Origin of the sequence: Micromonospora sp. WMMD967, assembly GCF_029626165.1 — a bacterium.
GTDB classification, from domain to species: Bacteria; Actinomycetota; Actinomycetes; order Mycobacteriales; family Micromonosporaceae; genus Micromonospora; species Micromonospora taraxaci.
The window spans coordinates 448,433-474,526 of record NZ_JARUBK010000001.1 but is presented as its reverse complement, the minus strand read 5'-3'; the positions used below and the strand labels follow the sequence as shown (position 1 = coordinate 474,526).

At 69.3% G+C, this 26,094-nt stretch carries 21 protein-coding genes; 10 read left to right on the top strand and 11 right to left on the bottom strand.

The features are described 5' to 3' along the window. Positions 1–743: 743 nt before the first annotated feature. Positions 744–1,253 carry a helix-turn-helix transcriptional regulator gene (locus O7631_RS02245; RefSeq protein WP_278142789.1) on the top strand — a complete coding sequence of 170 codons (510 nt, stop codon included), beginning with the start codon at positions 744–746 and terminating at the stop codon, positions 1,251–1,253. A gap of 64 nt (positions 1,254–1,317) precedes the next feature. Here O7631_RS02245 and O7631_RS02240 read toward each other — a convergent pair whose 3' ends face one another. From O7631_RS02240 to O7631_RS02230, 3 genes are all read right to left on the bottom strand, one after another. Further along, on the bottom strand, positions 1,318–4,596 hold the full coding sequence (locus tag O7631_RS02240; protein ID WP_278142787.1) for a lamin tail domain-containing protein: 3,279 nt from the start codon (positions 4,594–4,596) through the stop codon (positions 1,318–1,320). 93 nt (positions 4,597–4,689) lie between these two features. Then, positions 4,690–5,706: a GNAT family N-acetyltransferase gene (locus O7631_RS02235; RefSeq protein ID WP_269683751.1), complete on the bottom strand. Its 1,017-nt coding sequence runs from the start codon at positions 5,704–5,706 to the stop codon at positions 4,690–4,692. Positions 5,707–5,781: 75 nt separating this feature from the next. After that, positions 5,782–7,278: a lytic murein transglycosylase gene (locus tag O7631_RS02230; RefSeq protein ID WP_278142785.1), complete on the bottom strand. Its 1,497-nt coding sequence runs from the start codon at positions 7,276–7,278 to the stop codon at positions 5,782–5,784. 36 nt (positions 7,279–7,314) lie between these two features. Between O7631_RS02230 and O7631_RS02225 the strand changes: the two genes are divergently transcribed. Further along, positions 7,315–7,530, top strand: a complete 216-nt coding sequence (locus O7631_RS02225) for a zinc ribbon domain-containing protein (protein WP_278142783.1) — start codon at positions 7,315–7,317, stop codon at positions 7,528–7,530. A 151-nt stretch (positions 7,531–7,681) separates the two neighbouring features. Next, a complete protein-coding gene (locus O7631_RS02220) occupies positions 7,682–10,546 on the top strand; it encodes an adenylate/guanylate cyclase domain-containing protein (protein WP_278142781.1) in 2,865 nt (954 codons plus the stop codon). Positions 10,547–10,669: 123 nt separating this feature from the next. Here the strand turns inward: O7631_RS02220 and O7631_RS02215 are convergent, their stop codons facing one another. Together O7631_RS02215 and O7631_RS02210 are read right to left on the bottom strand one after the other, a co-directional pair. Then, positions 10,670–11,206, bottom strand: coding sequence for a phospholipase (locus O7631_RS02215; protein ID WP_278142780.1), 537 nt, complete (start codon positions 11,204–11,206; stop codon positions 10,670–10,672). A gap of 179 nt (positions 11,207–11,385) precedes the next feature. Continuing rightward, positions 11,386–13,044, bottom strand: a complete 1,659-nt coding sequence (locus O7631_RS02210) for a family 10 glycosylhydrolase (protein ID WP_278142779.1) — start codon at positions 13,042–13,044, stop codon at positions 11,386–11,388. Positions 13,045–13,245: 201 nt separating this feature from the next. Between O7631_RS02210 and O7631_RS02205 the strand changes: the two genes are divergently transcribed. Both O7631_RS02205 and O7631_RS02200 read left to right on the top strand, forming a co-directional pair. Continuing rightward, positions 13,246–14,745, top strand: coding sequence for an amino acid permease (locus tag O7631_RS02205; protein ID WP_278142778.1), 1,500 nt, complete (start codon positions 13,246–13,248; stop codon positions 14,743–14,745). Positions 14,746–14,866: 121 nt separating this feature from the next. After that, positions 14,867–15,874, top strand: coding sequence for a LacI family DNA-binding transcriptional regulator (locus O7631_RS02200; protein ID WP_278142777.1), 1,008 nt, complete (start codon positions 14,867–14,869; stop codon positions 15,872–15,874). On the opposite strand, the gene O7631_RS02195 is transcribed toward O7631_RS02200, so the two are convergent. From O7631_RS02195 to O7631_RS02185, 3 genes are all read right to left on the bottom strand, one after another. After that, a complete protein-coding gene (locus tag O7631_RS02195) occupies positions 15,871–16,596 on the bottom strand; it encodes a methyltransferase domain-containing protein (RefSeq protein WP_278142776.1) in 726 nt (241 codons plus the stop codon). The two genes, O7631_RS02200 and O7631_RS02195, sit on opposite strands and share 4 nt — an antisense overlap. Positions 16,597–17,211: 615 nt before the next feature. Beyond that, a complete protein-coding gene (locus tag O7631_RS02190) occupies positions 17,212–17,520 on the bottom strand; it encodes a hypothetical protein (protein WP_124822832.1) in 309 nt (102 codons plus the stop codon). Between the two features lie 38 nt (positions 17,521–17,558). Next, positions 17,559–19,196, bottom strand: coding sequence for an ABC-F family ATP-binding cassette domain-containing protein (locus O7631_RS02185; protein WP_278142774.1), 1,638 nt, complete (start codon positions 19,194–19,196; stop codon positions 17,559–17,561). 62 nt (positions 19,197–19,258) lie between these two features. On the opposite strand from O7631_RS02185, the gene O7631_RS02180 reads away from it, so the two are divergent. From O7631_RS02180 to O7631_RS02170, 3 genes are all read left to right on the top strand, one after another. After that, positions 19,259–20,029 carry an ROK family protein gene (locus O7631_RS02180; protein ID WP_088987486.1) on the top strand — a complete coding sequence of 257 codons (771 nt, stop codon included), beginning with the start codon at positions 19,259–19,261 and terminating at the stop codon, positions 20,027–20,029. Positions 20,030–20,119: 90 nt separating this feature from the next. Beyond that, the gene (locus O7631_RS02175; protein ID WP_088987487.1) at positions 20,120–20,488 is read left to right on the top strand and encodes a tetratricopeptide repeat protein; all 369 of its coding nucleotides are present in this window, start codon (positions 20,120–20,122) and stop codon (positions 20,486–20,488) included. Positions 20,489–20,652: 164 nt separating this feature from the next. Further along, positions 20,653–20,907 (top strand): Smr/MutS family protein, encoded by a 255-nt coding sequence (locus O7631_RS02170; protein ID WP_088987488.1) that lies wholly within the window; start codon positions 20,653–20,655, stop codon positions 20,905–20,907. Here the strand turns inward: O7631_RS02170 and O7631_RS02165 are convergent. The 3 genes from O7631_RS02165 to O7631_RS02155 all read right to left on the bottom strand — a co-directional run bounded on the left by O7631_RS02165 (position 20,841) and on the right by O7631_RS02155 (position 23,769). Beyond that, positions 20,841–21,236: a tyrosine-type recombinase/integrase gene (locus O7631_RS02165; protein ID WP_278142773.1), complete on the bottom strand. Its 396-nt coding sequence runs from the start codon at positions 21,234–21,236 to the stop codon at positions 20,841–20,843. The genes O7631_RS02170 and O7631_RS02165 overlap by 67 nt on opposite strands. A 971-nt stretch (positions 21,237–22,207) precedes the next feature. Continuing rightward, on the bottom strand, positions 22,208–22,726 hold the full coding sequence (locus O7631_RS02160) for a hypothetical protein (RefSeq protein ID WP_278142772.1): 519 nt from the start codon (positions 22,724–22,726) through the stop codon (positions 22,208–22,210). 131 nt (positions 22,727–22,857) lie between these two features. After that, positions 22,858–23,769, bottom strand: coding sequence for a pentapeptide repeat-containing protein (locus O7631_RS02155; protein WP_278142771.1), 912 nt, complete (start codon positions 23,767–23,769; stop codon positions 22,858–22,860). Positions 23,770–24,337: 568 nt separating this feature from the next. Between O7631_RS02155 and O7631_RS02150 the strand changes: the two genes are divergently transcribed. Beyond that, the gene (locus tag O7631_RS02150) at positions 24,338–25,171 is read left to right on the top strand and encodes a hypothetical protein (RefSeq protein WP_278142770.1); all 834 of its coding nucleotides are present in this window, start codon (positions 24,338–24,340) and stop codon (positions 25,169–25,171) included. 477 nt (positions 25,172–25,648) lie between these two features. Continuing rightward, entirely contained in the window at positions 25,649–25,909 is a 261-nt protein-coding gene (locus tag O7631_RS02145; protein WP_278142769.1) for a hypothetical protein, read from the top strand. The last annotated feature ends 185 nt before the right edge of the window (positions 25,910–26,094 follow it).

Genomic DNA, 26,094 nt, shown 5'->3' with positions numbered 1-26,094 from the left:
CTGCGCCTACCGGCCCTGCGCCTACCGGCCCTGCGCCTGGCCTGCCGGCCCTGCGCCCACTGACTTGGAGCATGCCTGCTCCCTTGCTGGTTGCGCCGCCTCGTAGCGTTCAGGACCGCACAGCCTCGCGCACGTCCTGTCGCGTCCTGAGCGCGTCGTGGTCGGGGCTCACAGGCGGCAGCGGCGGTAGGCCCTGCCGAACCGGGCTTGATCCACTCGGGTTCGCCGATCTGGCGGTATCCCAGCGCTCGGATACCGCGTTTTTGGCGAACCCGGGTGGGTCAAGGTGCGATGGCGAAGCCGGCGTAGCCCGAACGGCCAACTGACGACCGATTGGCCATGCCGGCTCGCGGCGCGCAGGTCACGCCCGCTTGCACAGCGTAACCATCTGCTCAGCACCCCAACACCCTCCTCCCACCCTTTGCTTTGCACCCACGACGGCGACGCCTACCTTCGGTAACCGGTGCATATCGAACTGCAGAGCAAAGGGGGCGGTGAGGGTGGTGGGTGCCTAGCCGCCGGGATCGGGGTCTCCCTGGTCGAGCGAGGGGTGGGCGCATTCAGATGTTTCCGAACCGGCCGGTCAGCGCAAAATCCCTTCACTCGGCGTGACGGCGACACATTCCAGCACTCAAACACGGAAAGTAATCGGCCAGCGTGGGAGTTATCCACAGGCCAGCGAGTTGTCCACAGCTGAGGCGTTCGGGATTGCGGCCAGCCGCACCAGGCGGGACGGTGACGGCGTGAGTGATTCCTCAGCCGAGCCGGTCCTGATCACCGAACCGTCCGACGCGCCGTGGCCGGCCGCAGGCATCGTCCGTGCGGTCCGGCGCCGCGCCGACCTGAGCCAACGCGAGCTGGCCCGGTGGGCGGGTGTGCACCACGCCACCATCGGCAGGATCGAGGCCGGCCGCATGGTGCCGAGCATCGTAATGCTCCGGCGCATCATCGGGGTGGTGGGCTGCCGGCTGGCCGTGGTGGACGAGTTCGGCCGGGTGCTGAAACCGATGCGCGACTGGCAGGACACTCTCAACGGCGCGGAGCGTCGCTACCCATCGCACCTGGACACCATCCTCGACCCGGAGCCGGGCGAGTGGTGGGCGGACGTCTACGGGCTCGCCCGTCCACCGGAGACGTTCTACCGCAACCGGGAGGTCCGGGACGCGATGCGTCGGCGTAGCCAGTGGGAGGTGCGTGTCGCCCAGAACCGGCACCTGCCCCGGCCGCCCTGGCCCCCGCGTGGGCTGATGTGAGCCCGACACGAGAGAGGCCCGCCGACCCGGTACGGGTCGACGGGCCTCGCCGAGTCGCGCGACGTCAGTCGTCGTTGGTGATCGTGCCGACCGCGAGCGGGTCGGCCAGCCGGAGACCGGGTACGCCGGCCACCAGCAACGTCAACTTCTCGTCCGACTCCCGCTTGCGGTCACCGCGCACTGTCACCGGGAACACCACCGACGTCTGCCCGGCCGCCAACACCTTGCAGCCGGCGTACGCGTCGAAGTCCGAGCCGACCTGCGCGGTGACGCCGACGGTGGCGGCGCAGAGCAGCACCGGCTGGGACAAGGGTCGGGACACCGTGGCGGTGAAGGTGAGCTGCCGGGTGCCCTGGTTGCCCTCGACCACCGCCGTGTCGGCGACGGTCAGCGACGCCCGGGAGCGGAACCGGGCCACCTGCGGGTCGTGGTCGCTGGAACCCCGGGACCCGTCGCCGGTGAACTCGGCCGGCCAGTCGGCATTGACGTGTGCCGCCCGCACCTGCACCAGGTCGTCGTGGAGCGCGTCGTTTACGAACAGGTGGTCGAGCGTCTGCGCCTGCCCCTCGAAACTGTACGAGTAGGCCGACGACGGCACCTCCGCGACCAGGGTGTCCCACAGGTTGTGCAGACCGGCCTCGTACAGCGGGGCGAGCTGGTCCGACGGCGTGGGCTGGTCGGCGGTGGCGATGGGATCGTCCGGTCGGGGGAAGACGTTGAGGTCCCCGCCGTACACCACCCGGGCGGTCTGGTCGGCCGCCTCGATCGCGGTGACGATCGCCGCGCCGTAGCGAGCCTGCTCCCGCCGCTGCCCGACTCGACTGTCCGGGCCGGAGGAGTAGTGGTTGCTCAGCGCGTACAGGGTGAACCGCTCCGACGAGCCGGGCGCGGCGGCCACCGTGAACTTGCCCAGCTGAGGAGCACGGGTGAAGACGTTGTTCCCGTCCTTGCCGGTGGAGGTGTCCACGTCCGACGGCAGTACCGCGTTGAGGGCCTTCGGGTTCTGCACATCGGCGTTGGTCGGCAACCCCGCCGAGCGGTACTGCACGGTTGGTGCCGAGCCCAGCAGCGGGTCGTTCGCCGTCGCGGCGGCCAGCGACAACCGGTCCGTGCGGTAGAGGAAGGCGGCGGTGATGCCGCGGGCGTCCGCGCCGGTCCGGTCATAGGCGGCGGCGTACGCCGGCCCGCCAGCGGCCGCGACGGTGAGCGCCAACTCCTGGATGCTGTCCGGCGCACCGTCCGCGTCATTGGTGTCGCCGCAGCTCAGCGCAGTGCCGGAGACCGTGCAGATGTCCTGGTCCTCGGCTTCCTGCACCAGGATCAGGTCCGGGGCGTGCAGGTCCTTGACGATCTGGTCGGCGAGCGCGGCCAGCTGCTGCCGGTACTCCGCCTCGCTGCCCGGCACGTAGTCGAACGGTGGGCTGACCCCGGTGCAGCCGGCGTTGCCCGCGAAGTCGCAGCCGTCGAACGGGTCGTCGCGGTAGTCGTACAGGTTCTCCACGTTGTAGGTGGCGACCGCCACCTCCTGCGACCGGTCGGCCGGCTTCGGCGGGTTGTTCTTCGACGGGTCGGCGCCGGCGTCGAACTCGGCACTCTCGACCTGGACGCCGTACTTCTCGAACGAGTAGTAGACGCCGCCGACAGCGTCCGCCCGCAGCGTGTCGAAGGTGTGCGCCGGCGGGAGCAGCGCGGTGCTGTCCCCGGCGGTGGCCTTCACGCCCATGCTGCCGAGCAACGTCCGCTGGCCGTTGCCGTCGTCGAAGTCGCGGGTCGGGTCGTTGTCCAGCGGGTGCGAATCGCGGAAGACCCGCCTGGTGTACGGGTCGGCGCGGTCCAGCAGCGGGTCGTCCCGGTCGACCACCCACAGCTCGGCGTCGGCGGTGGACGAGAACACGTCCCGTCCGCTGACCGCGCCGCTGCCCGCGCGTACCCGCATCCGGGCGCCCTCGTGCCGCTCCCAGAAACGCTGAGCGTCGGCCAGCTCGACCGGTGGCACCGCGTCGGTGACCGCGACCGAGGTGTCCACGGCCAGACCACCGGCGATCCGACGAACCAGGGAGGCACCGGAGAGCTGGGTGAAGTTGTAGTACTCCGACACCCGGGCCCGCAGCACGACCTCATCCCCGACGGTCGGCACGTAGCCGCCGATCAGCGAGGTGAACGCGCCCATGAACACGAAGATGCCGTCGGAACTGGTCGGATCCCCGTCGGTGTCGCCGGTACGGCTCTGCAGGAAGAAGCCGTGCTGATCCGCCCCGGCCGAGGTGCGCGCCAGGGTCAACTGGGTGATCACACCGCGTACGTCGTACAAGGTGCTGCTCGTGCCGTTGCCGCTCGCCGGTGCGAGCGGCGACCTGTCGGTCGGACCGGCCTCGGCGTCGGTGGTCGGACCCTGCACCTCGCCGACGGTCAGCTCCCGGGTCACCTGCACGGCCAGCGCGCAGCTGGCGGTGCCACCGCCCGCGTCGGTGGCGGTCACTGTGACGGTGTACGCCCCGGCGGCGAGGTCGGCGCTCGCGCTGACGGTGGCGCGGGCGGTGCCGCCCACACCCTCCGCGGGGGTGAACGCGGTACGGGTGATCGACCCGCTGGACGGGGTCGGGCTGACCGCCGTCACCGCCAGCTCGACGATCGTGTCGTCGGGGTCGGTGGCGGTGACCTCGCGGGTCGCGGCCGTGCCGGCCGCGGTGACCAGTGCGCTGCCGCAGGTCAGCGTGGCCGGCGCGTCGACCGGGCCCCCGCCGTCGACGGTGTGCGTGCCGAGGCCGTCGAAGGTGTCGACCGGGAAGCCGGCCCACTGCGTGGCGGGGTCGAACGCGTCCGACGGGTCGGTGTCACCGGCGGCGACGGTCGGCAGCCGACGCAGGGTGTTGTCCGCCGTGCTGGTCGTGCCGGCACCCCACTCGGTGCCCGGGTCGACGCCCACCTGACCGATCGAGTCGAGCACAGTGGTGCCCCGGCGCAGCACTATCGCGTCGTCACCGTTAAACAGGCTCGCCCCGGTGGTCTGGTCGGCCTGGGCGAGGATGGCGGCCCCGGCCGAGGCGCTGGCGAACACGAACGCGTCGCCGGCTGCCACGGTGCCGGTCAACGCGATGGTGGTGGCCGTGGTGGAGCCGTTGAAGTAGAGCTGCAACTGGTAGCCGCCGGCCGCCAGGTCGACGGCGGCACCCGTGCCGTTGAACAGCTCGATCGCCTTGTTGTTCGACGAACCCTCGACGTACTCCGAGATGAACAGGTCGGTGGGCGCGGCGCTGGCCGCGGTGGGTGCGACGCCGAGCGCCGTGACTGTCACGGCGGCGGTGGCGGTCGCGAGCGCGGCGAATGAGCGGCGCGGGCGCATAGGGCCTCCACGATGGGTGGATGGGGGTCAACGCACGTTAAGGTGCGCGACTGTCCACCGTCCATCCCCTAATGGACAGTTTCGTGAATTCCCTCAGTGCGGTGGGTCGAGGCGGTGCACCAGCTCAGCGACGTCGACGCTGTATTCGCACCAGTCCCGGTCGGACCGGTAACCCAACTCGGCGTTGACCTTCAGCATCGCCTCGTTGGCCTGCGCGTTCCAGGTCTGCACCTCGATCAGTTCCGGCTCGGCGGAGCGCAACTCCAACAGCATCCGAGCCTTGATCGCCCGGTCGATGCCGTAACCCCGGTGGTCCTGCGCGACGATGGTGTCGTACTGGTCGGCGCGGGTCGGGTGCTGCGCCGGGACGACCACCTCGGTCAGGCCGGCCACCTCGCCGCTCTGCTCGTGCCGGGCGAGCACGATGTACGGCTTCATACCCCGTCGGTGCAGGGTGTCGAGGCTGTCGCGCAGCCGCTCCGGGTCGTAGGAGCTGGGACGCAGCTCAACCTCGTCGACGTCGCGCACCTCGGCCTTCGCCCGCGCGTACGCCTCGAGCAGGTCGTCCGGCGGCCCGCCGGGGAAGAACTCCACCTGGTAGCCCGCGCCGATGCCGGTGGCCATTTCGGCCAGCTCGGCCCAGTCGACGGCTGTCAGGTCGAGCACACTGCGGGTCTCCACGTACTCCCGGGTGAAGCCGAGCGACTCGTAGAACGCCACCGCTGGCGTGTCGCCGACGACCTCCACCCCGATCGACTGGAAGCCCTCCTGGTAGACCCGGCGGGCGGCAAGCAACACCAGGTCACGGCCCAGACCGCTGCGCCGCGCGGACGGGTGCACCAGCACCTCGAGCACACCGATGTCACCGAGGAGTAGCACGTGCACCTGGCCGAGCACCGCGCCCGGGTCGCCCGGACCGGTCGGCTCAGCCTGGGCGATCCACGAGATCCGCCGCTCACCCGGCATCACCTCGGTGAGGTATTCCCGCAGCGAGGTCTCCCGCCACGGCGGGTCCTGCGGCAGATCGGCCGCCAGAACCGCGTTCAGCGTGCCCAGCAGCGACGCGATCTCGGCGGACGACGCGGTCCTGGGGTCCCACTCGCGCACCATCACCCGTCTAGCTTGCCGCTAACAGCTGCCCGGGGGAAGTGTCCAGTTCTCCAACGTATCGAGACGATCACTTCATCAGCGACTGGCCCGTCCGTACCGGTCCGCGGTGTTGTAGACGTCCTGGGCGTACCGCCGCACATCGTTGTAGGACAGGATCGCGTTCCACCAGTCGCTGGCGATGCTCAGGTTGCGCCCGCCCTTGCAGAGGTAGTTGCCTGCTGCCAGGGCGGCGTCGTCCAGGTCGTGCGGGTCCTTGACTCCGTCGTTGTCGGCGTCCGCGCCGATCTCTTTCCAGGTGGTCGGAATGAACTGCATCGGCCCGATCGCGCGGTCGAGAACCCGGTCGCCGTCGAGCTCCCCACGGTCGGTGTCGATGATCCGCATCCGGCCGCCCTGTCCGTCCAGCGGAAGGCCGATGATCTTCGGCAGGGCTTTGCCGTCCTGGCCCAACCGGGCACCGTTCGCCGAGCCGTGCCCCGATTCGACCTGGCCGATCGCGGCCAACGTGGTCCAGCTCAGCGCGCAGCTGCGGTTGGTCTGGGCGAGGACCAGCTCGGCGTAGCCGTACGCCTGCATGGCGACAGCCGGTACGCCCACCTTGGCGCCCACCTGCTGAGCCCAGCCGGCCAGGGCGTCGGACGGTCGACCTCCGATCACCGGCCCTACGGTCGGCTGCCCGGTCGGCAGTCCACCGCTGGGCAGCCCGCCGCCGGGCATCGAACCGGTCGGGACCGGTCCGGTCGGCAGAGGGCCGGTGGGAAGCGGTTCGATGGGGAGGCCGGGCGGCACAGCGGGCGGCGCGCCCTGCGTCGCCGTCGCGGTGGCGTCGGCCGCGACCGGGCGGGGTGCGCGAATCGTGGCCGGCACGAGCAGCGCACCCGCCGCGGCGGTGGCGGCCACCAACGCCAGCAGGAACACCCCCGGCAGGGTGAGCCGACCGCTCGGCCGGCGAGCCCAGGCACGGGTCGCGTACGCGGCGGTGGTTGCCGCCCGGCGAGGCTCCAGCCGTACCGCGTGCGCGAAGGGCACCCGGCGTCGCCGGGCCCGGCCGGACGCGGGCACCACCGGCAGTTCGTCCACCGTGGTCTTCGCCGGGTCCTTGGCGGCGACCACCGTCGTGGGTTGCGCGGCGTTGCCCTCTGCCGCTGGGGTGTCTGCGGCTTTGGCCTCTGGGGCTTCGGCCTCGGCGGCGTCGGCGCCCTTGCCCTCTGTGCCCTTGGCCTCTGCGGCCTTCGGGTCTTCGGTCTTCGGGTCCGCGACCGTTGCGGCCTCGGTCTTCGGGGTTTCGTCCGGCGTGTTCCCACCGTCGGTCGTCGAGCCGGGCGTGCCCGGGGCCGGCGTGCCGCCCGCGTTGGGACCGGAGTCAGAGGCGGCGGTCGGCGTAGCCGCTGGTGTGCTCGTCGCGGCCCCGGAACGTCCGCTCAGCCAGGGTCTGCGGGGGCGAGGCACCGCGGACACCGGATCAGGCGCCGCCCCCGAGCCCTCCAGTGGCCCGTCCAGAGGAGCGGCCGGTCGTAACCGTTGCACACGCGTGTCGTCCTCGCCGTCCACCACACGTCGAGTATCACCCATACCCCGCCGAACGTCAGATCCACGTACCCTGGGTGCATGCCCCGGTACGAGTTCCGCTGCCGCGCCTGCGGCGACACCTTCGAGGTCAACCGTTCGATGGCGGCGGCCGGTGACCCGGCGAACTGCCCGCACGGCCACACCGACACGGTCAAGCTGCTGTCCGCGGTCGCGGTCACCGGCCGGGGTGGTGCCGCCGGTGGTGCCCCGGCACCCGCCGGCGGGGGTTGCTGCGGCGGCGCCTGCGGCTGCTGATCGGGCCGATTTTCTGCCGCATGGTGGGCTGTCCTTGCCGGGAGCAGGGCCGAGTGGCACTTTGAGGCGGCACCTGCCCGGCCGTTCTCACGATGTGTGACCGCTCGGACTCAGGCAGCATGAATCCGACGTCACGGGCGGAGGTTCCAGCATGTCGCCACGGATCCAGCTCCCGAGCGGTTGGGTGACCTTCGTGTTCACCGATATCGAGGGCTCGACCCGGTTGGCCCAGCTGCTCGGCCCGGACTACCGTCCGGTCCTCGCCGAGCACCGGCGGCTGCTGCGCCGGACGCTGGCCAGCACGGGTGGCGCGGAGCTGCTGACCGAGGGCGACTCGTTCTTCCTGGCCTTCGAGGACGCGACCGCGGCGATGACCGCGTGCCTGACCGCCCAGCGAGCACTGTCCAGCCACGACTGGCCCACCCCGGAAGCAGCCCCACGGGTACGAATGGGCCTGCACACCGGCTACGCGGAGCCACGTGACGGCGAGTACGCCAGCCCCGAGGTGCACCGGGCCGCCCGGGTGGCCGCCGCCGCGCACGGCGGGCAGGTGCTCTGCTCGGCGTCCACGGCACGTCGGGCCGAGCCGTTGCCGCCGGGTGCGGCCCTGCTCGACCTGGGCCTGCACCGGTTGCGCGGCTTCGACGACCGGGAACGACTGTTCCAGCTGGTCGCGCCGGGCCTGGAGCGGCAGTTCCCCCGCCCCCGTACCGCCGACACCGTGGCGCACAACCTGCCGACCCAGGTGACCTCGTTCGTCGGCCGGCAGACCGAGCGCATCGAGCTGGGCATCCTGGTGCGGCAGCACCGCCTGGTCACCGTGCTGGGTGCGGGCGGGGCGGGCAAGACCCGGCTGGCGGTGGAGTTGGCCAGCGGAGTCGTCGAGGCGTACCCCGATGGGGTTTGGTTCGTCGACATCGCCGCGGTGACCGACCCGGGGCTCGTGGCGTTCGCGATCGCCGCGGTGCTCGGCCTGCGACCCGAGCCGGGTCGCCCGATGTTGGACACCCTGGTCGAGTACGCGGCCAACCGCCGCATGCTGGTCGTGCTGGACACCTGCGACACCCAACCGGCCGCCTGCGCGGAGGTGATCGCGCGGTTGCTGTCCGGCGGGGGTGGCGTGCGGGTGCTGGCCACCAGTCGTGAGTCGTTCAGCCTGCCGGGTGAGGTGGTGTGGCGGATCCCGCCGCTCTCGGTCGACCCGCAGAGGGAGGGCGCGGAGAGCGACGCGGTGGCGCTGCTGCTGGACCGGACGGCAGCGGCACGCGGCGGGCGGCAGCCGGACCCGGCCGAGTCGGCCGACCTTCGCCGGGTGGTGCAGAGGCTGGACGGGTTGCCGCTCGCCATCGAGTTGGCCGCCGCCCGGCTGCGGGTGCTCTCCGTCGGCCAGCTCGCCGAGCGTCTCGACGACGTGCTCGGCACATTGGACGCCGGGCGGGACGACCCGGAGCCGCCGCCGGTGGAGCGGGGTTGGTCCGGAAACCAGCAGGACACGGTGGACCTGGTCGCCGCGGCTGCCGGGGTGTCACCGCCCACTCCGGCGAGCAGGGCCGTGCAGCGTTCCGCCACCGAGCGGCACCTGACCATGCAGGCCACCGTCACCTGGTCGTACCGGACGTTGGGGCCCCGGGCCGCCCGTCTGCTGCGGTGGCTGGCGGTCTTCGCCGGGCCGGTAAACCTGGCGACCGTGGAGTGGTTGCTGGGTGACGACCCGCTGGACCCGCTCTCGGTGCTGGTGGACAAGTCGATGGTCCTGGCCGAGCCACGTGCGTCCGGCAGCTCCTACCGCATGCTCGACCCCATCCGGGCGTACGCGGCGCGACGACTGGTCGAGGCGGGCGAGGAGCAGGCCGCCCGGAACCGGCACGTGGCGTGGTCGGCGCACGCGTTGGACCGGGCACACCTGGGTCAGGACGGTCGACCGGTCACGCTGTCGTTGTACGCACTGGACCCGCTGGCCGGGGAGTTGCGTGCCGCGCTGCGGTGGTGCGCCACCGGTGGCAGCGCCCGCGCCGGTCTCGGGTTGGCCGGTGGCCTGGACCAGTGGTGGCTTGAGCGCGGCCTGGCCCGGGAGGGGCGGCTGTGGCTGTTCCGGTTGTACGGGCGGATCGCCGAGACGGGGGAACGGATTCCCGAGTCGGAGCTGGCGGCGGCCTACCACATGCACTCGTTGCACGCCGGCGCCGACGGCGAGTTCGCCGAGGAACTGCGCTACTCGCAGCGGGCGGAGGCGGCCGCCCGGCAGGCCGGTGACGCGGGGTTGCTGGCGCGGGTGCTCGCCGGCAGGGCCGCGCCGCTGGTCGACATGGGGCAGTTCGTCGAGGCCGAACGGGTGTGCCGGGAGGTCATCGACTGGGCGCACGGGCAGGACGTGGTCGGCGAGGCGTTGTTCGCCGTGTTCAGCCTGGCCGAGCTGCTGTGGCGGCGGGGCGCGCTGGAGGAGGCGGCGGAACTGCTGGCCGCGGTCCGCCCGGTGGAGGCGACCCGGCCGGTGGAGCGGGGACGGCGATCGGTGGACATGCTGCTCGGCATGGTCGCGCTGGCCCGCGGCGATGTCGTCGCCGCACACGAGCATCTGCTGGTGGCGTTGCGTTCCCGGATGGGCCACGGCTATCACGGCCGCGCGTGCGACACGTTGAACGCGATCGCGGTGCGCTGTGCGATCGGCGGGGAGCGGCTGACCGCCGCCCGTCTCTTCGGGGCGGCGCAGGCCACCCGGGCGAGTATGCGGGCGACCCCGGGCATCTACGGCGGCTACTGGGCGGAACAGCAGGCGGAGCTGCGTACGGTGCTGGGCGACGCGGCCTTCGACGACGCGTACGGCGAGGGCGCCGAGTTGGGGTTGGACGAGGCGGCGGCGCTCGCGCTCGACGTGGAACATCCGGACCTGGCAGCGGATTCGACCCGCTTCAGCACGGGCCTGTCCCAGCCGACCCCACGCCTCCCCGCTGACCCCGACCCCAACCCCGACCCCAACCCCGACCGCCACCCGGCATCTCGAACCGAACGCGCCTGACCCCCGCCAGCTGCCATCGTGATCAAGAGGTTTGCGTCATCCGGAGCCCGGATTCTGACGCAAACCTCTTGATCACCGCGGGGAGAGCGGGGGTGGGGGTGGGGGTTGGGGTTGGTAGGGGTGTTAGGCGCGGGCGGCGGCGGCTTCGGCTTGGGCCTTCATTCGGGCGGCGCGGTCGATGTCGGCCTGCTGGACGGCCGCTACCGAGCCGAAGATGCTGACCGCCTGGTAGTAGGTCCAGGCCAGGCTGTAGCAGGCCGGACGGACGACAGTGTTGTACGTGGTGCAGACGCGCTTGAGGTCCTCGTAGAAGGCGCTGTCCAGGCGGGACTTGTTGGCCGGGAACTGGCCGACCGCCTTGTAGTTGCGGTAGCCGAAGTCGTGCCGGTAGCAGCCCAGGTTGAAGGTGAACCCGAGCGGGTTGTCCGGGCTGGACGAGCAGTAGTCGGTGGACCAGTTGAAGTTGTACTCGGCCCAGGGGGCCCGGTTGAGCCGGGCGTTGTTCCAGGAGTTGTAGCTGGACGCGCTGGTCTGCGTCCAACTGGACAGCACCGACAGCTTCTCGGCGGGGGTGACGGCGGCGGCGGGGGAGGCGGCGACGAGGGTGGCGAGCAGCGCGAGAGCGCCCGAGGCGAACAGTGTGGCGAGACGTCGGGGCACGGGTTACCTCCGCGGGGTGGGCGGGTGGGACGGAAGTTACCGGCGGGTCACCGGATGTCGATCAGTGTCGATCAACTGATCAACTAGGCGGTATGCGCGTCGCCAACTATTGGTGACATGCGTTGAAACAGACGAATGCCCCGGACGTCGGGGCGTCCGGGGCATTCGGGAAAGGCGCGTCAGCGCAGGCTGAACGCCGGTGGGCTGGCGGGACTCTCGTTGGCCGACCGGTCCAGCGCGGTCACCTGGTAGGTGTAGCGCTGGCCGGGCACGGCGGTGGTGTCCACCCAGGACTGGGCGGCACCGGGGGTGGCCCGCACGGTGTCGACCAGGTGCGCCGCGTCCGCAGTGCCGCAGCGGTCGGGCAGCGTGGTGCCGTCGAACCGGTAGATCGCGTACGAGGTGGCGGTGCCGAGGGGCCCGGCCCCGTCAGCCGGCTGACGCCAGGTCAGTCGGACCCCGTCGGCCTGCCGGGTGGTCTTGGTGACCACCGGGAAGAGCAACGGCTTGGCCGGCAGGTGTGGCATCGCCGGTACGAGCGCCGGGCGGGAGTAGTGCTCGGCGGCGTAGATGTCGGTCGCGCCGAGCCGGTTGGCCCGCACCTGGACGGCCGAGAAGTGCACGTTGCCCTGCACCTCCGGGTACGACCTGTTGAGCGTCAGGTGGTCGGACAGCTCACGCGGGTTCTGCCAGTACGACCCGTACGCCGGGTCGCCGCTCTTGTAGTCGGCCTGGCCGATGTAGAGCTGCACGCGGGTGCCGCGCACCGTCTCGGCCCACCACGGCACCAGCCGGGCGTAGTCGGCGGCCGGGTACTGGCCGATGTACCAGTAGAGCTGCGGTACGACGTAGTCGATCCACTCCTGCTTGACCCATTTGCGGGTGTCGGCGGAGATGATGTCGTACGACTGGCTGCCGGTGGTGTCCGAGCCGAGCGGGTCGACGGCCTTGTTGCGCCAGATGCCGAACGGGCTGACCCCGAACTTCACCCACGGCTTCGCCGCCTTGATCTTGCCGTTCATCTCCTGGATCAGCAGGTTGATGTTGTCCCGCCGCCAGTCCGCCCGGTCGGTGAAGCCCCGGTTGTACGCGGCGAAGGTGGCGTCGTCGGGCACCTGGTAGGTGCCGCTGGGGTACGGGTAGAAGTAGTCGTCGAAGTGCACGCCGTCCACGTCGTACCGGCGGACCGCGTCCATCATCGCGGTCTGCACGAACTCGCGTACCTCGGGAATGCCGGGGTTGTAGTAGAGCCGGCTGCCGGCGACGCCGGCCGGCGGGTAGGCGAAGGTCCAGTCCGGGTGCTGCCGGGCCGGGTGGCCGGGGGCGAGCTGGGTGAGGTCCGCGCCGGCGCCGCCGGGTGCCGGCATGGAGACGCGGTACGGGTTGAACCAGGCGTGGAATTCCAGGTTGCGCTTGTGCGACTCGTCGACCAGGAAGGCCAGCGGGTCCCAGCCCGGGTCCTGCCCACGGGTGCCGGTGAGGTACTCCGACCAGGGCTCGTACGGGGAGGGCCAGAGCGCGTCGGCGGTGGGCCGGATCTGCACCACGACGGCGTTGTGGTGCAGTCGCTCGGCGAGGTCGAGCAGTTCGCGATATTCGGTCTGCTGGGCGGCGATCCGGTCAGGGCTGGTCTGGGACGCCTTGCTGGGCCAGTCGATGTTGACCACCGACGAGATCCACATCGCGCGGAACTGCCGCTTCGGCGTGGCCGGGTCGGTGGTGCAGGTGGTGGTGGCGGTGCTGGTGGTACGAGGGGTCGCGTTCGCGGGGGTGGCGGCGACGAGGGTGCCGAGCAGGGCGGTGACGAGCCCGGCGGCTCCGAGTCGAGTTGCCTTCATGCGGTGTGTCCCTTCGGTGGGGCTCCCGTGTGATCAACGCGGCGGTTCGGCAAGATTCGCCGATAGCTATCTACCGCTGGTAGGAAATTTTCACAATCGGGTGAGAACCGCAAGGGTTCGTGGTTGACCATTCCCGCCGTTGGGTAGCAACGCCGGTCACCGGCCGCCACCAGGTGGTCGCACGGTGGGAGGGGTGACCGCGTGTCCGTGCTACGAACAAAACCGATCAAGGACGTGATAGCCCAGAGTGAGGCGGACGGCTCCGAGGGCGGGCTCGGGCTGAAGAGGCGGCTCGGGGCGCTCGACCTCACCGGCTTCGGCATCGGCATCGTCATCGGCACCGGGATCTTCACGCTCACCGGAATCGAGGCCCGGGACAGCGCCGGGCCGGGCGTGGTGATCTCCTTCGCCATCGCCGGCGTGGTGGCCCTGCTCGCCGCGCTCTGCTACGCCGAGCTGGCGTCCAGCGTGCCGACCGCGGGCAGCGCCTACACCTACGCGTACGCCACGATGGGTGAGATCGTCGCCTGGATCATCGGCTGGGACCTGCTGCTGGAGTTCGCGCTCGGTGCCGCCGTGGTCGCCCGAGGCTGGTCCGGCTATCTCGCCGAACTGTTCGACCTGCCGACCCGCTGGTTCGGCGAGGAGGGCAGCACCGTCAACCTCGGTGCCATCGCCATCGTGCTGATCCTCGGCGTCGTCGCGATCGTCGGCATCCGCGAGTCCGCCCGGATCACCAACCTGCTGGTGCTGGTCAAGGTGGCCATCTGCGTCTTCGTGGTGGTGGCCGGTCTGTTCTTCGTCAGGGCCGCCAACCTCACCCCGTTCATCCCGCCGGCCGAGCCCGCGGGCAGCGGCGACGACGGCATCAAGCAGCCGGTCACCCAGGCCCTCTTCGGGCTGGAACCGTCGGTCTTCGGCTTCGTCGGAGTGCTCAGCGCCGCCGCTGTGGTCTTCTTCGCGTACACCGGCTTCGAGGCTGTGGCCAACCTGGGCGAGGAGACGCGCAAGCCCAAGCGGGACCTCACCCTGGGTCTGCTCGGCACGCTGCTGATCTCCACGGTGCTGTACATCGGCGTCTCGCTGGTCGTGGTGGGCATGGTGCCGTACACCGAGATCGACCGTGGCGCCCCGATCGCCTCGGCCTTCGAGTCGGTCGGCGCGGGCTGGGCCGCCGTGCTGGTCTCCATCGCCGCTGTCGCCGGCCTGACCAGCGTCATCCTGGTCGACCTGGTGGCGATGGGCCGGATCGGCTTCGCCATCGCCCGGGACGGCCTGATCCCGCCCTCGATCGCGAAGGTGCACCCGCGCTGGGGCACCCCGTACCGGATCTCGGCGATCATGACGGTGGCGGTCGCGCTGCTGGCCGGGTTCCTGCCGCTGTCCGCCCTGGCCGACCTGGTCAGCATCGGCGCGCTCTGCGCGTTCGTGCTGGTGTCGGTGGCGGTGCCGATTCTGCGCCGCAAGCGCCCCGACCTGGAGCGGCCGTTCCGGGTGCCGTTCTCCCCGGTGCTGCCGATCGTCTCCGCGCTGGCCTGCTTCTACCTGATGCTGAACCTGTCGGTGGAGACGTGGCTGCGGTTCCTCGCCTGGATGCTGCTCGGAGCGCTCATCTACTTCGGGTACGGCTACCGCCGCAACCGGCTGGCCCGCCACGAGCCGGCCGTCGCCGCCCCGCAGCCGCGCGAACCGAGCGCCTGACCCCGACCTGCGCAAAAGGGTCCCCGCCTCGGCGGGGCCCTTTGTGGCGCAGGTACGCGGGGACCGTTGCGGCGAGGCCGACGCGGTACGGTGCGCTGGGTCACATCGGGGAGGTTGCGACGTGCGGCACAGGCTCAAGGACGTGGCCGAGCGCGCCGGGGTGTCGGTCAAGACCGTCTCCAACGTCGTCAACGGCTACGTGCACGTCCGGCCGGACACCAGGGCCCGCGTCGAAGAGGCGATCGCCGAGCTCAACTACCGGCCCAACCTCTCCGCCCGGCACCTGCGCAAGGGCCGCACCGGCGTGATCGCGTTGGCCGTTCCGGAACTGGACATCCCGTACTTCGCCGAGCTGGCCCGCCACGTGGTCACCGCCGCCGCCGCGTACGGCTGGACGGTGCTGATCGACCAGACCGGCGGCCGGCGTGAGCAGGAACGGGTGGCCGCCTGCGGCATCACCGACCACCTGATCGACGGGCTCATCGTCAGCCCGCTGGCGCTCACCGCGGAGGACCTGGTCGGCCTGGACGGCACGCCGACGGTGCTGCTCGGCGAGCGGGTCGCGCACGCCCCGGCCGACCGCGTGGTCATCGACAACGTGACCGCGGCGCGGGAGATCACCGATCACCTGATCAAGCTCGGTCACCGCCGGATCGCGGCCATCGGCTCCCAGCGCACCGACGAGGGCGCCAGCGCCCGACTGCGCCTGGCCGGCTACGCCGACGCGCTGCGCGCCGCCGGGCTCGACTACGACGAGGCCCTGGTGGCGCCCGCGCCGGCCTGGCACCGCGCCGACGGCGCGGCCGCGATGCGCGGCCTGCTCACCTCCGGGGTACGTCCCGACGCCGTCTTCTGCTTCAACGACACGCTGGCGCTCGGCGCCCTGCGCGCTCTGCACGAGGCCGGTCTGCGGGTGCCGGAGGACGTGGCGGTGGTCGGCTTCGACGACATCGAGGACGGCAGGTTCTCCATCCCCACCCTGAGCACCGTCGCGCCGGACAAGGAGCGGATCGCCCACCTGGCTGTCGAACTCCTGGCCAACCGCCTGGACGGCGACCGGGCCGCCCCCGCGAAGGCGCTCTCCGCTCCCTACCGCCTGGAACTGCGCGAGTCCACCAGGACTCCCTAGTCGAAGAAGCGGGCCAGGTGCGGCTTGGATGCCAGGTCGGCGTCCGGGGGGAGTGGGGTCAGGTCGGCGAAGATCGAGGCGCCGTCGCAGCCCGCGTGCAACGGGTACCACCGCGGCGTGCCCGGCGGCCGGCCCTGGCAGATCCCCTTGAACGTCTGCACGTCCATCAACCGGACGTGGGTCGGGTCGGCGACCGCGTTCACGTGCCCCCACCAGGGGCTCATCACGTGCAGGACGCCACCCGGACGCAACACCCGGTGGCACTCGTCCACCAGCGGCAGGAAGTCGATCAGGTGCTCCAGGATGTGCACCGCGAAGAGGACGTCCACCGAGTTGTCCGCCAGCGGCAGGGAGCCGGACAGGTCCGCGACCGCGTTCACCCCCGGCGCGGGGTAGATGTCCAGACCCAGGTTGCTCGACCACTGCTTGGTCGGCCCGCAACCGAGGTCCACCACCACCGGCGCTCGTCCGTCGATGCCGACCCGGCACCAGACGCCGTAGACGCCGGCCAGTCGCCCCACCAGGTCGCGTACCAGCCGTAACTCGGCGGGTTCGGCGACGTCCCCGCTGAGGTGGGCCACCCCCCGGTCGAACCGCACCTCCACCCTCAGGTCCCGCAGCCGGTCGTCGTGCCGGACCTGGTCCGCCCACGCCTGAGCGAGAAAGTCGTCGATCGCCCGCAGCCGGTCGGCCGAGGGCGGAGTCTGTGCCAAAGCGACCATTCGGGCCACCTCCCGCCGCGCGATACCCGCAATCGCGCCCGGTATGCCCCGTTGACCGGCTCGAGCAGTGGATCGGCGCGCTCGTCAGCGGACAGCCGCAGCCTGGCCCCCGGCCGGAAAGCCGCGACCTGCCTGGGTCGAGCCCTGGTCCGGCCTGGCCCGCGACCTCATTGGCGGAGCGGTAGCTCGGCTGTCCGGCGGGCATCACTCCGGTGAGCGATATACCTGTGAGTCATAAATATGACTCACAGGTATATCGCTCACCGGGAACACCGGGCCGAGTCAGCGCCACCCGGTCAGACCGCCCGCGGAAGGTCTGGGCCCTGCGAAGATGGCCACGCTGAGCGGCCGGGTCCGAAGCGACTACGGGCCGCGCGGCGACGGACCGGTCACGCGCCGCGGCGGCCACGCCGCGAGCGGCCGGGCCGGACCGGTCACGCGCCGCGGCGGCCAGGCCCCGAGCGGCCGGGCCGGACCGGTCACGCGCCGCGCGGCCACGCCCCGAGCGGCCGGGCCGGACCGGTCACGCGCCGCGCGGCCGGGCCAGAGCGGCCACACGGCGGGGCGCCTACCTGGTGGGCGGCCATGCCCGAGCGGCCACTTCGGGCGGCCGGGTCAGCCCGAGAGGGTACGGCGGCCCCCGCGCATTCGCTGGCGGGGCGGAGGGTCGGCCGGCTTCGGCCGCTTGAGGTGATAGCGGTGCAACTCGTGGTTGCCGGGCAGGGACGGGTCCTCGCTCATCGCGACCAGTTCCCAGCCCTGGTCGCCGGCCCGGTTCAGGTGGGCCAGCGAGGTGTCGCCGTAGGGCGTCACGTCGACCATCGAGCCGTCCGGGCCGTACCAGACGAACACGACCTCCCAGCCGAGGTCGTTGGTCGCCGCCTGACGGCGGCGGACCAGCAGGGCGTACTCCCACTTGAGCATGGCGTCATTCTCACCCCGCAGCGGCCCGCGGACCCGGATCAATCCTCGGCGATCCGCCCGCCGTCGACCCGCAGGCGCCGGTTGGTCTCGATGGCGGCCAGCATCCGCCGGTCGTGGGTGACCAGCAGCAGCGTTCCGGGGTAGGTGGCCAGCGCCGATTCGAGCTGTTCGATGGCGGGCAGGTCCAGGTGGTTGGTGGGCTCGTCGAGCACCAGCAGGTTGACCCCACGACCCTGGAGCAGGGCCAACGCCGCCCGGGTCCGCTCACCGGGGGAGAGGGTGGCCGCCGGTCGGGGCACGTGCGCCGCGCGCAGCCCGAACTTCGCCAGCAGGGTCCGCGCGTCGGCGGGCGACATGTGGGGTACGGCAGCGTGGAACGCGTCGATCAGCGGCGCGTCACCGAGGAACAACCCGCGGGCCTGGTCCACCTCACCGACCACGACGCCGGGCCCGAGCGAGGCGGTGCCGGCGTCCAGCGGCAACCGGCCGAGCAGCGCGGCCAGCAGTGTCGACTTGCCGGAACCGTTCGCCCCGGTGACCGCCACCCGGTCCGCCCAGTCGATCTGAAGGTCGACCGGGCCGAGGGTGAACCCGCCCCGGCGTACCACAGCACCTCGCAGCGTGGCCACGACGGCGCCGGCGCGGGGCGCGGCGGCGATCTCCATCCGCAGCTCCCACTCCTTGCGGGGCTCCTCGACCACCTCCAGCCGTTCGATCAGCCGGTCGGTCTGCTTGGCCTTCGCGGCCTGCTTCTCGCTCGACTCGGCCCGCAGCTTGCGGCCGATCTTGTCGTTGTCGGTGGCCTTGCGGCGGGCGTTCTTCACGCCCTTCTCCATCCAGCCACGTTGGGTGCGCGCCCGCGCCTCCAGACCGGCCTTCGTATCGGCGTACTCCTCGTAGTCCGCGCGGGCGTGCCGGCGCGCCACCTCGCGCTCCTCCAGGTAGGCCGCGTAGCCACCGCCGTAGTGGTTGACCTGCTGCTGCGGCAGGTCCAGCTCCAACACCCGGGTCACCGTGCGGGTCAGGAACTCCCGGTCGTGGCTGACCAGCACCGTGCCGGCGCGCAGCCCGGTGACGAACTCCTCCAGCCGCTCCAACCCGGCCAGGTCCAGGTCGTTCGTCGGCTCGTCGAGCAGGAACACGTCGTACCGGCTCAGCAGCAACGACGCCAGCCCCGCCCGGGCCGCCTGACCGCCCGACAACCCGGTCATGGCGTGGTCTAGGTCCACCGCCAGACCCAGGTCGGCGCTCACCTGCTCGGCGCGTTCGTCCAGGTCTGCGCCGCCGAGGGCGAGCCAACGCTCCAACGCGTCGCCGTACGCGTCGTCGGCGCCCGCCGTCCCGGCGGTCAACGCCTCGGTCGCCGCGTCCAACGCCGCCTGCGCGGCGGTCACCCCGGTCCGCCGGGCCAGGAAGTCACGCACCGTCTCACCCGGTCGCCGTTCCGGCTCCTGCGGCAGGTGCCCGACCGTGGCGGTGGGCGGGCTGAGCCGGACGCTGCCGGCCTCGACCGGCAACAACCCGGCGAGGGTACGCAGCAACGTCGACTTGCCGGCCCCGTTCGGCCCGACCAGGCCGATCACGTCGCCGGGGGCGACAACCAGGTCCAACCCGGCGAAGAGTGAGCGGTCGCCGTGCCCGGCGGCCAGGTCCTTGACGATCATCGTGGCGCTCATCAGGACGGCAGCCTATCCGGCTGCCGGCATACGAGCCGACGGCAGCGGGCAGACTCAACGGCGTGGTGACCACACTGGCGATCGACTGCGGCGGCGGAGGCATCAAGGCCTCCGTGCTGGACGAGGCGGGCACGATGCGGGCCCGACCGTTGCGGGTGCCCACCCCGTACCCGTTGCCGCCTGCGCTTTTCGTCTCGACCCTGCTGGATCTGGGCGGACGCCTGCCGACGGCGGACCGGCTGACCGTCGGCGTACCCGGGATGATCCGGCACGGGGTGGTCGTCGCCACGCCGCACTACGTGACCCGCAGCGGCCCGCGCAGCCGCGTCGACCCGGACCTGCTCGCCGAGTGGTCCGGCTGGGACGCCCGGGGCGCCCTCGCGGACGCCTTCGGGGTGCCCGCGCTGGTGCTCAACGACGCCGAGGTGCACGGGGCCGGGGTGGTCGCCGGCACCGGCTGCGAGCTGGTGCTGACCCTCGGGACCGGGCTGGGCAGCGCGCTCTTCGACGGCGGGGTGCTCGCTCCGCACCTGGAGCTGTCGCACGCGCCGGTGCGGTGGGGCACCACCTACGACACGTACGTGGGTGAGCCGGAACGCCGGCGGCTCGGCGACGCCTTCTGGTCCCGCCGGATCCGGCAGGTGGTCGACGGGCTGCGCCCGGTGTTCCGGTGGGACCGGCTCTACCTGGGCGGGGGCAACTCCCGACTGATCCGGCCCGAGCAGCTCGCCCGGATGGGTGACGACGTGGTGGTGGTGCCGAACACCGCCGGAATCGTCGGTGGTGTCCGTGCTTGGGAGCTTTCCGCCGGACGCCGGGACGCCCGCACCTGACCCCTATTCGACTCCCGGGAACAGTCGCCAAACCTCCGGTGTTGTGCCAGCGTCGGAACAGGTGACGGTGCGACCGAGGGGGTGGGGCAGATGGATCTTCTGGCGGACTACCGGCGGGCGACCATGTTCTTCGAAACCGGTGACCCGAGCGGAGCGGCCCGACTGCTGGAGCCGATCGTCGACGCCGAACCCGGCAACGCGGCCGTTCGGCAGCTGCTGGCCCGGGCGTACTTCCAGTCGGCCCAGCTCAACCGGGCCGAGGAGCACCTGCGGGAGCTGATCGACCGGGACCCCAGCGACCACTACGCGCACCACGTGCTCGGTCGGACGCTGGAGCGGCTCAACCGGCACAACGACGCGCTGCGGCACCTGCGGATCGCCGCCGCGATGTACGCGACGAACGACGACTACCGGACCGCGCTGGAGCGGGTGGAGACCCGAGTGGGCGGCACACGCTGAGGCGCGAACCGGTGACGTGGCAGGGGCGGTCCTCCGGGGCCGCCCCTTCGTCGTCCGGTGGTTGCCCCTGGTCGTTCGGTGGCCACCCCTGGTCGTTGGGTGGGCGGGCCGTGCGGCGTGCCTAGGATGGCGGACATGGGACCTGACCGGCCGGGGGCTGCGGCATGAAGCTCAAGCTGGACCTGCACGACATCTTCAACAAGGGCCAGGACATCGACCGCGCGCTGCGCGGGATCATGGACGAGGCGGTGGCGAAGAAGGCCACCCTCGTCGAGATCATCCCCGGCAAGGGGTCCGGCCAGCTCAAGAAGCGCGTGCTCCGGTTCCTCGACCAGAAGGACGTCAAGCAGCTCTACCACCGCGTGGAGAAGGACTCGAAGAACTTCGGCCGACTCTTCGTCCACTTCCGCTGGAAGTAGAGGCGACATAGCCTCCGACCTGCGTAGTAGGTCCCTGCCGAGGCCGTCGAACCATGATCATGCCCTGTCCAGGCCGTCCAGGGATCCCGGAGGGTCTGCGCCGGCCTGGTCTCCCCGAGTGCCTTGTCGATCGCCCGGCGGGTGCGATCCTCGTTGGCCGGTAGTAGGTGGGTGTAGGTCCGGAGGGTGAAGCCTGGGTCCGCGTGGCCCAGGTAGGCCGACAGAGCCTTGATGCTCTTCCCGACGTCCAGGAGGACCGAGGCGTAGGTGTGCCGCAGGACGTGCGTTCCGTTGTGTCGGTCATCGGGGATGCCGGTCGCCCGGATCACGGGCTCTCAGACGGCGGAATTGAACATCGCGCGGGACAGCCGCCAGGCCGGCGGGTGTCGTCAGGTACAGCTCACCGGTTAGCGTCTCTCACGGCAGGGTCACCGGGACCGGCGGGGCAATCCCGCAGTGTTGCTCGAGTCTCCCGGCTATCGAATCAGGCAACGGAACTTCACGGACTAACTGCCCTTTGGCGGGCGAAGATCAGCGAACCTCGGACCAACTTGATCTGCCGAGTGAAATGTAGGACCGGACGAGTCGGGTCGAGATCCCGGGACTGACCGCGAAGATTCCCCCTGCCGTAGGCTGCATCCCGCGCCCAAGTCCACCGCTATCCGGTACCGGGGACGCACGTTCTTTCGAAGCGCAGTCAACCGGATGACCGGGTCGCGGCACCACCTTGGTCGGAGCGGGTTTCGGTCGGCGAATGCTCTTGACCGCGAACGGGTTGCTTACGACCTTCTTGTCGTCCACCGGCGCGTTGAGAATCATCGACGCTGAGGAGCCGCACGGTGCTCCTCAGCCACCACAGTCGCGCGTCACTAGGTCACTCACGTGCCGATCCTACTTGGGTTGCAGACCATAGCTAGACGGCTAGCGTGACGCCTCAGTCGCGGCCGAGCGGGCGCGGTCTTCACGGCCTAGGCGTACCAACAGCGTGCGGAGTTCAGTGAGGTCAACACTCAACCGGCTCCAGCCCTCACGCCAACGTTCATCAAGAGACTCGCTCCGCTGCGCCAGATGACGACTTTCAGCCGCCAGTGAGTTAAGCAGGACTGCGATTTGACGAACGTGTTCTGGCGATTCCCGGGGAACGTCGAGATGTGTCGGCCCCCGAACGTCAACACCTACCTCGTCTGCGATGACACGGCTGGTAGTCACCAGCATGCGCTGAAGGCGAGTCCGTAGCAGGTAGGCCGACCTCGCGTCATACGCAGCCGAAATCACCTCGTCGAGGCGTTTAATACAAATGTCATACCGCAAGGCGAGACACCTCCCTCACTAGGATATCAGCCCGTTCAACCCACCGTCTGCTCATTGCGAAACTGGCGCCAACCGGCCACGGACGAAGCCGCGCGAGGGACATTCTGTAGGTGTATAGCTCGGGGAACTCTTCCGAAATTTCCGGCGGCAGCTGCATGCGATGGCAAAAATGCTGAACAGCAGTATGCCGACCAAACCGTGGATCGCCAAGCAGGTAGCAGCCCAAAATGGCTGCATGCCGGATCGTCGTAGCTATGGCGGCCAACTCGAACTCCGGCGTGCTGTCCTGCAACCGTATTGCCGATCGAACATCAGTGAGCGAGAGTTCAAAGGATTGGACGTCTTCCCGCCCACGCCTATAGGGAGGAATTCTCCGGAGTAGTTGCTGGTACCTGTCGATTCCCGTGCCGTTCCCTCCAATCACCTTGCCTTCGAGATTCAAGTGCGCAATGAATGGCGATCCATTCGCGTGCATTGCGCGGAACTCTTCCCACTTGTACTGGCTCACAGAAGTTCCGTAGGGGACCGCTTCGCCGATTCCGTGAGCTAGGTCGGATACTACGAGAACGTCACGATCGCTATGCTCGTCAGCACTGCCTCGCGCATGCGAGCCGTAGAGCACAATGACGTGAGGGCTGTCTACTTCCATCGCTCAAAGACCGCCCTGAATAAAAGGGTGACAGTGAGCCCGCCGAACAGAACCCCGGTTAGGACCTCAAGGAAGGCGATTGTTTGAGCGTAGCCGGAGGTATACTTCAACTGGGAAATGCTTGACCCTGGCAGCATCGAGCCAATACTGGCTAGCCATGCGTCCGTCCACTCAGCCGGGCCGTCTGGTTTTTGCAATCCTCGCCGACCAGCGAAAAAGAGCGCCGGAAACAGGATTAGGGTAGTGAAGGCCCAATTTCTGAGGACGACGAGGTAACTTCGCTTGTATCCCCATAGATAGCCCCGAAGGCGGCTCGAAGCGTATTCCACGAAAGCTGCAACGCGGTCCCATCCGCGGAACTTTTCTTTGTAATACTGCGAGGACTGCGTGAAGGCCGCCTTTAGGTATTCTTCTTGGGCTGCAACACCTGCCTGCCTATACCACTCAGCGTCTTTCACATCGCCTGCGAGCCTGGCTTCGTCTGACAGGTTGACACAAAGGTGATGTTTCAGATTGGGTTCCTGCGGGAGGCCATGCTGCAACTCCCGTCGGGGAATCCAGCAACCTTTGAAATGATTGTAGTAGCGGAAATCGTTGCGTCGCAGGTCTATCTTTGTGAAGTCGCAGTCGATGAACTTGGATGCATTGAATGCGGAGTCCTCTAGCCGCGTTCCCCTGAAGTAGCAGTCAACGAAGACGCAGTCAATGAAGGTCAGATTCTTCATCTTGCAGTTCTTAAAGCTGACATTCGCGAAGGTGCAGTGCTTGAACGTGACGCCCTCAATACCTCGATTGTCGAGACGCTGAGAGGCGAATAGCGAGTCCTCAATCGTGCTCCCCGCTTTGATGACCTGGGGCAGCGCGCCGGGTTGGCGGCCGACGAGATAGGAGGAGGCCGGCATGGCAAATTTCTATCACAACTAGCCCGTCTAGGGCTCCCCAGATCGGGCCAGCTTGGACAACCTCCCAGACGATGCAAGTGAGAACTTTTTGTACGAAATCAGGCGGCCAGCTTCGCAGGCCGCTCGCGCCTCCGAACCTGGGCCGGGCCTATGGCCCGCCGCCGCGCCTCTGGCCTTAGGCAGCCAGCGCGACGGTGACAGCCTGCCTTGGCGCGACATACGAAGAAGCCCCGGGCCGCCATGATCGATGATGGTTCCGGGGCTTCAAGGTGATCGAGACACAGGCAATGCCCTCGGCGGGGCGCTCGGGCGCTCTGGGATGGTGGCACCATCCCAACCTCTGTCCGGGCAAAGTGGAGCAGGTGGGGCCTGCCTGCTCCACAACGATGCGGACGAAGGCTGAAGGCTGACGGGATGGCTAAGAGCCGGTAGGACTGTTAGGGCGGGCATGCACACGGACGAAGTTTGCTTCGAACGTCCGAGTAAATCCGAACGAAGTCGGTTAGCTGTCGGCAAGGCGACTGTTGATTGGTTGTCGTAGGCGTAGGCGCTGGTTCATCCTGGCTCGGTGGAACTAGAGGCAGCAGACGACGGCCGGCAGGGCAGGACATCGGGTAGCGCTGCTGAAGGCACTACACCTAAGATCGAATATAAGCTTGCCTTCGGGCCTCGGCGGCGGAAAAGGGTTAGTCCTGCATTGCCGTACCTCGCCGCAATCGTCCAAATCCCAATTCTTGCGATCGTCCTATCATTGGGCGATGACGGCAAGTCACCTTGGCTCGATCGATATGCACGCCTCTTCAATGGGGCGAATTCCGGCAACGGATGGATCGTGTTGGGCTGGTGGAGGGAGGCGCTTGTACTTGCCGTTCTTTTCTTGCTGCTTGTCGCCTTGCAGCGCTCGCTGCGCTCTCGAGCAAACAATGTCGGCCTCAGTAAGCCGCCTTGGATACTTATTATGCTTATCGCCGCTGCCGCCTTGTCGGTTGGCGGACTTACTCTACTGATGCTTTTTCATGAAGCGTCAAGGGCCAAGTTGGATGCTCAACCTCAACTCCGCATTGACGCGATCAAGACGGCTGCGACGGTCGTGGTCGGCACGACTGGAGTAGGGGCGCTGTTGGTCTCGCTGCGGCGGCATTGGATGGGGGAGGGGGATCGAGTAAGCGAAAGCTTCAACAAGGCCATTGATCTTCTCGCGCATGAGGCAAAAATTGTGCAGGTCAGCGGGTTGGTAATGTTGGAGCGCTTGATGATCGCCCATCCTGAATATGACTTCAGTGCGGCTGAAATAATCAACTATTACCGATTGGAGTCTACGGGTTACGAAAACTGGATTGCGCGACGAATCCTGCATCGCCAACACCACTTTGAGTTGGAGCGGGTGGAAGACGGCGATTAGCTCGGGACCCCTGCGCACGATAAGAGACGGCAGCCGCGATGGGCCACCCGGGATGAAGGCCACCGCTAGATCCACAGCCTCAAGATCGAGCGAGTCCCATCAAGGTCGAAGGTGTAAGGGGTTCAGATCCCCGAGGGGATTCCCTGCCCCTGGATCGTCATCCGCACCGCCGCTAGCGTTGGCTTCGTGACGAGTGAGATCGAGCCGGATGTACAGCGACTGCGGGAGCAGGCGCTGACGAGCGTCGGTCGGTCATCTGGTCGGGCGCCGTTCCGTTCCGTTCTCTACCACCTGACACGAGGCCGGCTGGACAGGCGCCCGCGCTATACCGTCGGTCAGCTTCCGACACTTAGGACTCCTTGGCAAGACACCGTCTCTGGTCGGTACTTCGGTTGGCGCTGTAGGGAGGCGAACTTGGGCGGCCGGTTCGCCTTCGCGGTGGAATACATCGTGTGCCAGTGCTGCCGAGCAGCTTGGGTGGACAAGCCCTACACGGCCGAGGAGTACCAACGCAAGGGGCTTGCCTCAGCTGCGTTGAGGGCGCTGCGCGAAGAGAATTCCGGGATGACTTGGTCCACGGGCAGCGGACACATGAGCGACGCGAAAGCTTTCTGGATAGCTGTCGGCACGGGTGTTCCTGGCGAGTACAAGCAGCGCGAGCTGTGCGAGCACATCGGCAGACACAGGGGAGTGAAGCCGCGCTGGCTGCTCAGGCGGCAGCAGCGACAGTGCGACTGAGCGCTGGCTCCGTGGCTGATTGACCGAACGCCCGGGTTCTCGGGCGGCGCTGAACGCAGCACCAAGATCATGCCGTTGCCAGGCTGCTGATGGTGGACCAGTAGCGACGAAGGTTGACCGATGTTGACTGTCTACTTCCCAGGTCGGGAGGTGTGAAGCCCGCCTTAGTCGCCCCTGCCTGCCAC

Bases quoted from the DNA above. Each gene is read 5' to 3' on its own strand.
- O7631_RS02195 (WP_278142776.1), bottom strand. From the start codon at position 16,596: ATGGTCGCTTTGGCACAGACTCCGCCCTCGGCCGACCGGCTGCGGGCG.
- O7631_RS02175 (WP_088987487.1), top strand. From the start codon at position 20,120: ATGGATCTTCTGGCGGACTACCGGCGGGCGACCATGTTCTTCGAAACC.
- O7631_RS02210 (WP_278142779.1), bottom strand. From the start codon at position 13,044: ATGAAGGCAACTCGACTCGGAGCCGCCGGGCTCGTCACCGCCCTGCTC.
- O7631_RS02230 (WP_278142785.1), bottom strand. From the start codon at position 7,278: ATGGGTGATACTCGACGTGTGGTGGACGGCGAGGACGACACGCGTGTG.
- O7631_RS02235 (WP_269683751.1), bottom strand. From the start codon at position 5,706: ATGGTGCGCGAGTGGGACCCCAGGACCGCGTCGTCCGCCGAGATCGCG.
- O7631_RS02240 (WP_278142787.1), bottom strand. From the start codon at position 4,596: ATGCGCCCGCGCCGCTCATTCGCCGCGCTCGCGACCGCCACCGCCGCC.
- O7631_RS02155 (WP_278142771.1), bottom strand. From the start codon at position 23,769: ATGCCGGCCTCCTCCTATCTCGTCGGCCGCCAACCCGGCGCGCTGCCC.
- O7631_RS02190 (WP_124822832.1), bottom strand. From the start codon at position 17,520: ATGCTCAAGTGGGAGTACGCCCTGCTGGTCCGCCGCCGTCAGGCGGCG.
- O7631_RS02170 (WP_088987488.1), top strand. From the start codon at position 20,653: ATGAAGCTCAAGCTGGACCTGCACGACATCTTCAACAAGGGCCAGGAC.
- O7631_RS02225 (WP_278142783.1), top strand. From the start codon at position 7,315: ATGCCCCGGTACGAGTTCCGCTGCCGCGCCTGCGGCGACACCTTCGAG.
- O7631_RS02185 (WP_278142774.1), bottom strand. From the start codon at position 19,196: ATGAGCGCCACGATGATCGTCAAGGACCTGGCCGCCGGGCACGGCGAC.
- O7631_RS02220 (WP_278142781.1), top strand. From the start codon at position 7,682: ATGTCGCCACGGATCCAGCTCCCGAGCGGTTGGGTGACCTTCGTGTTC.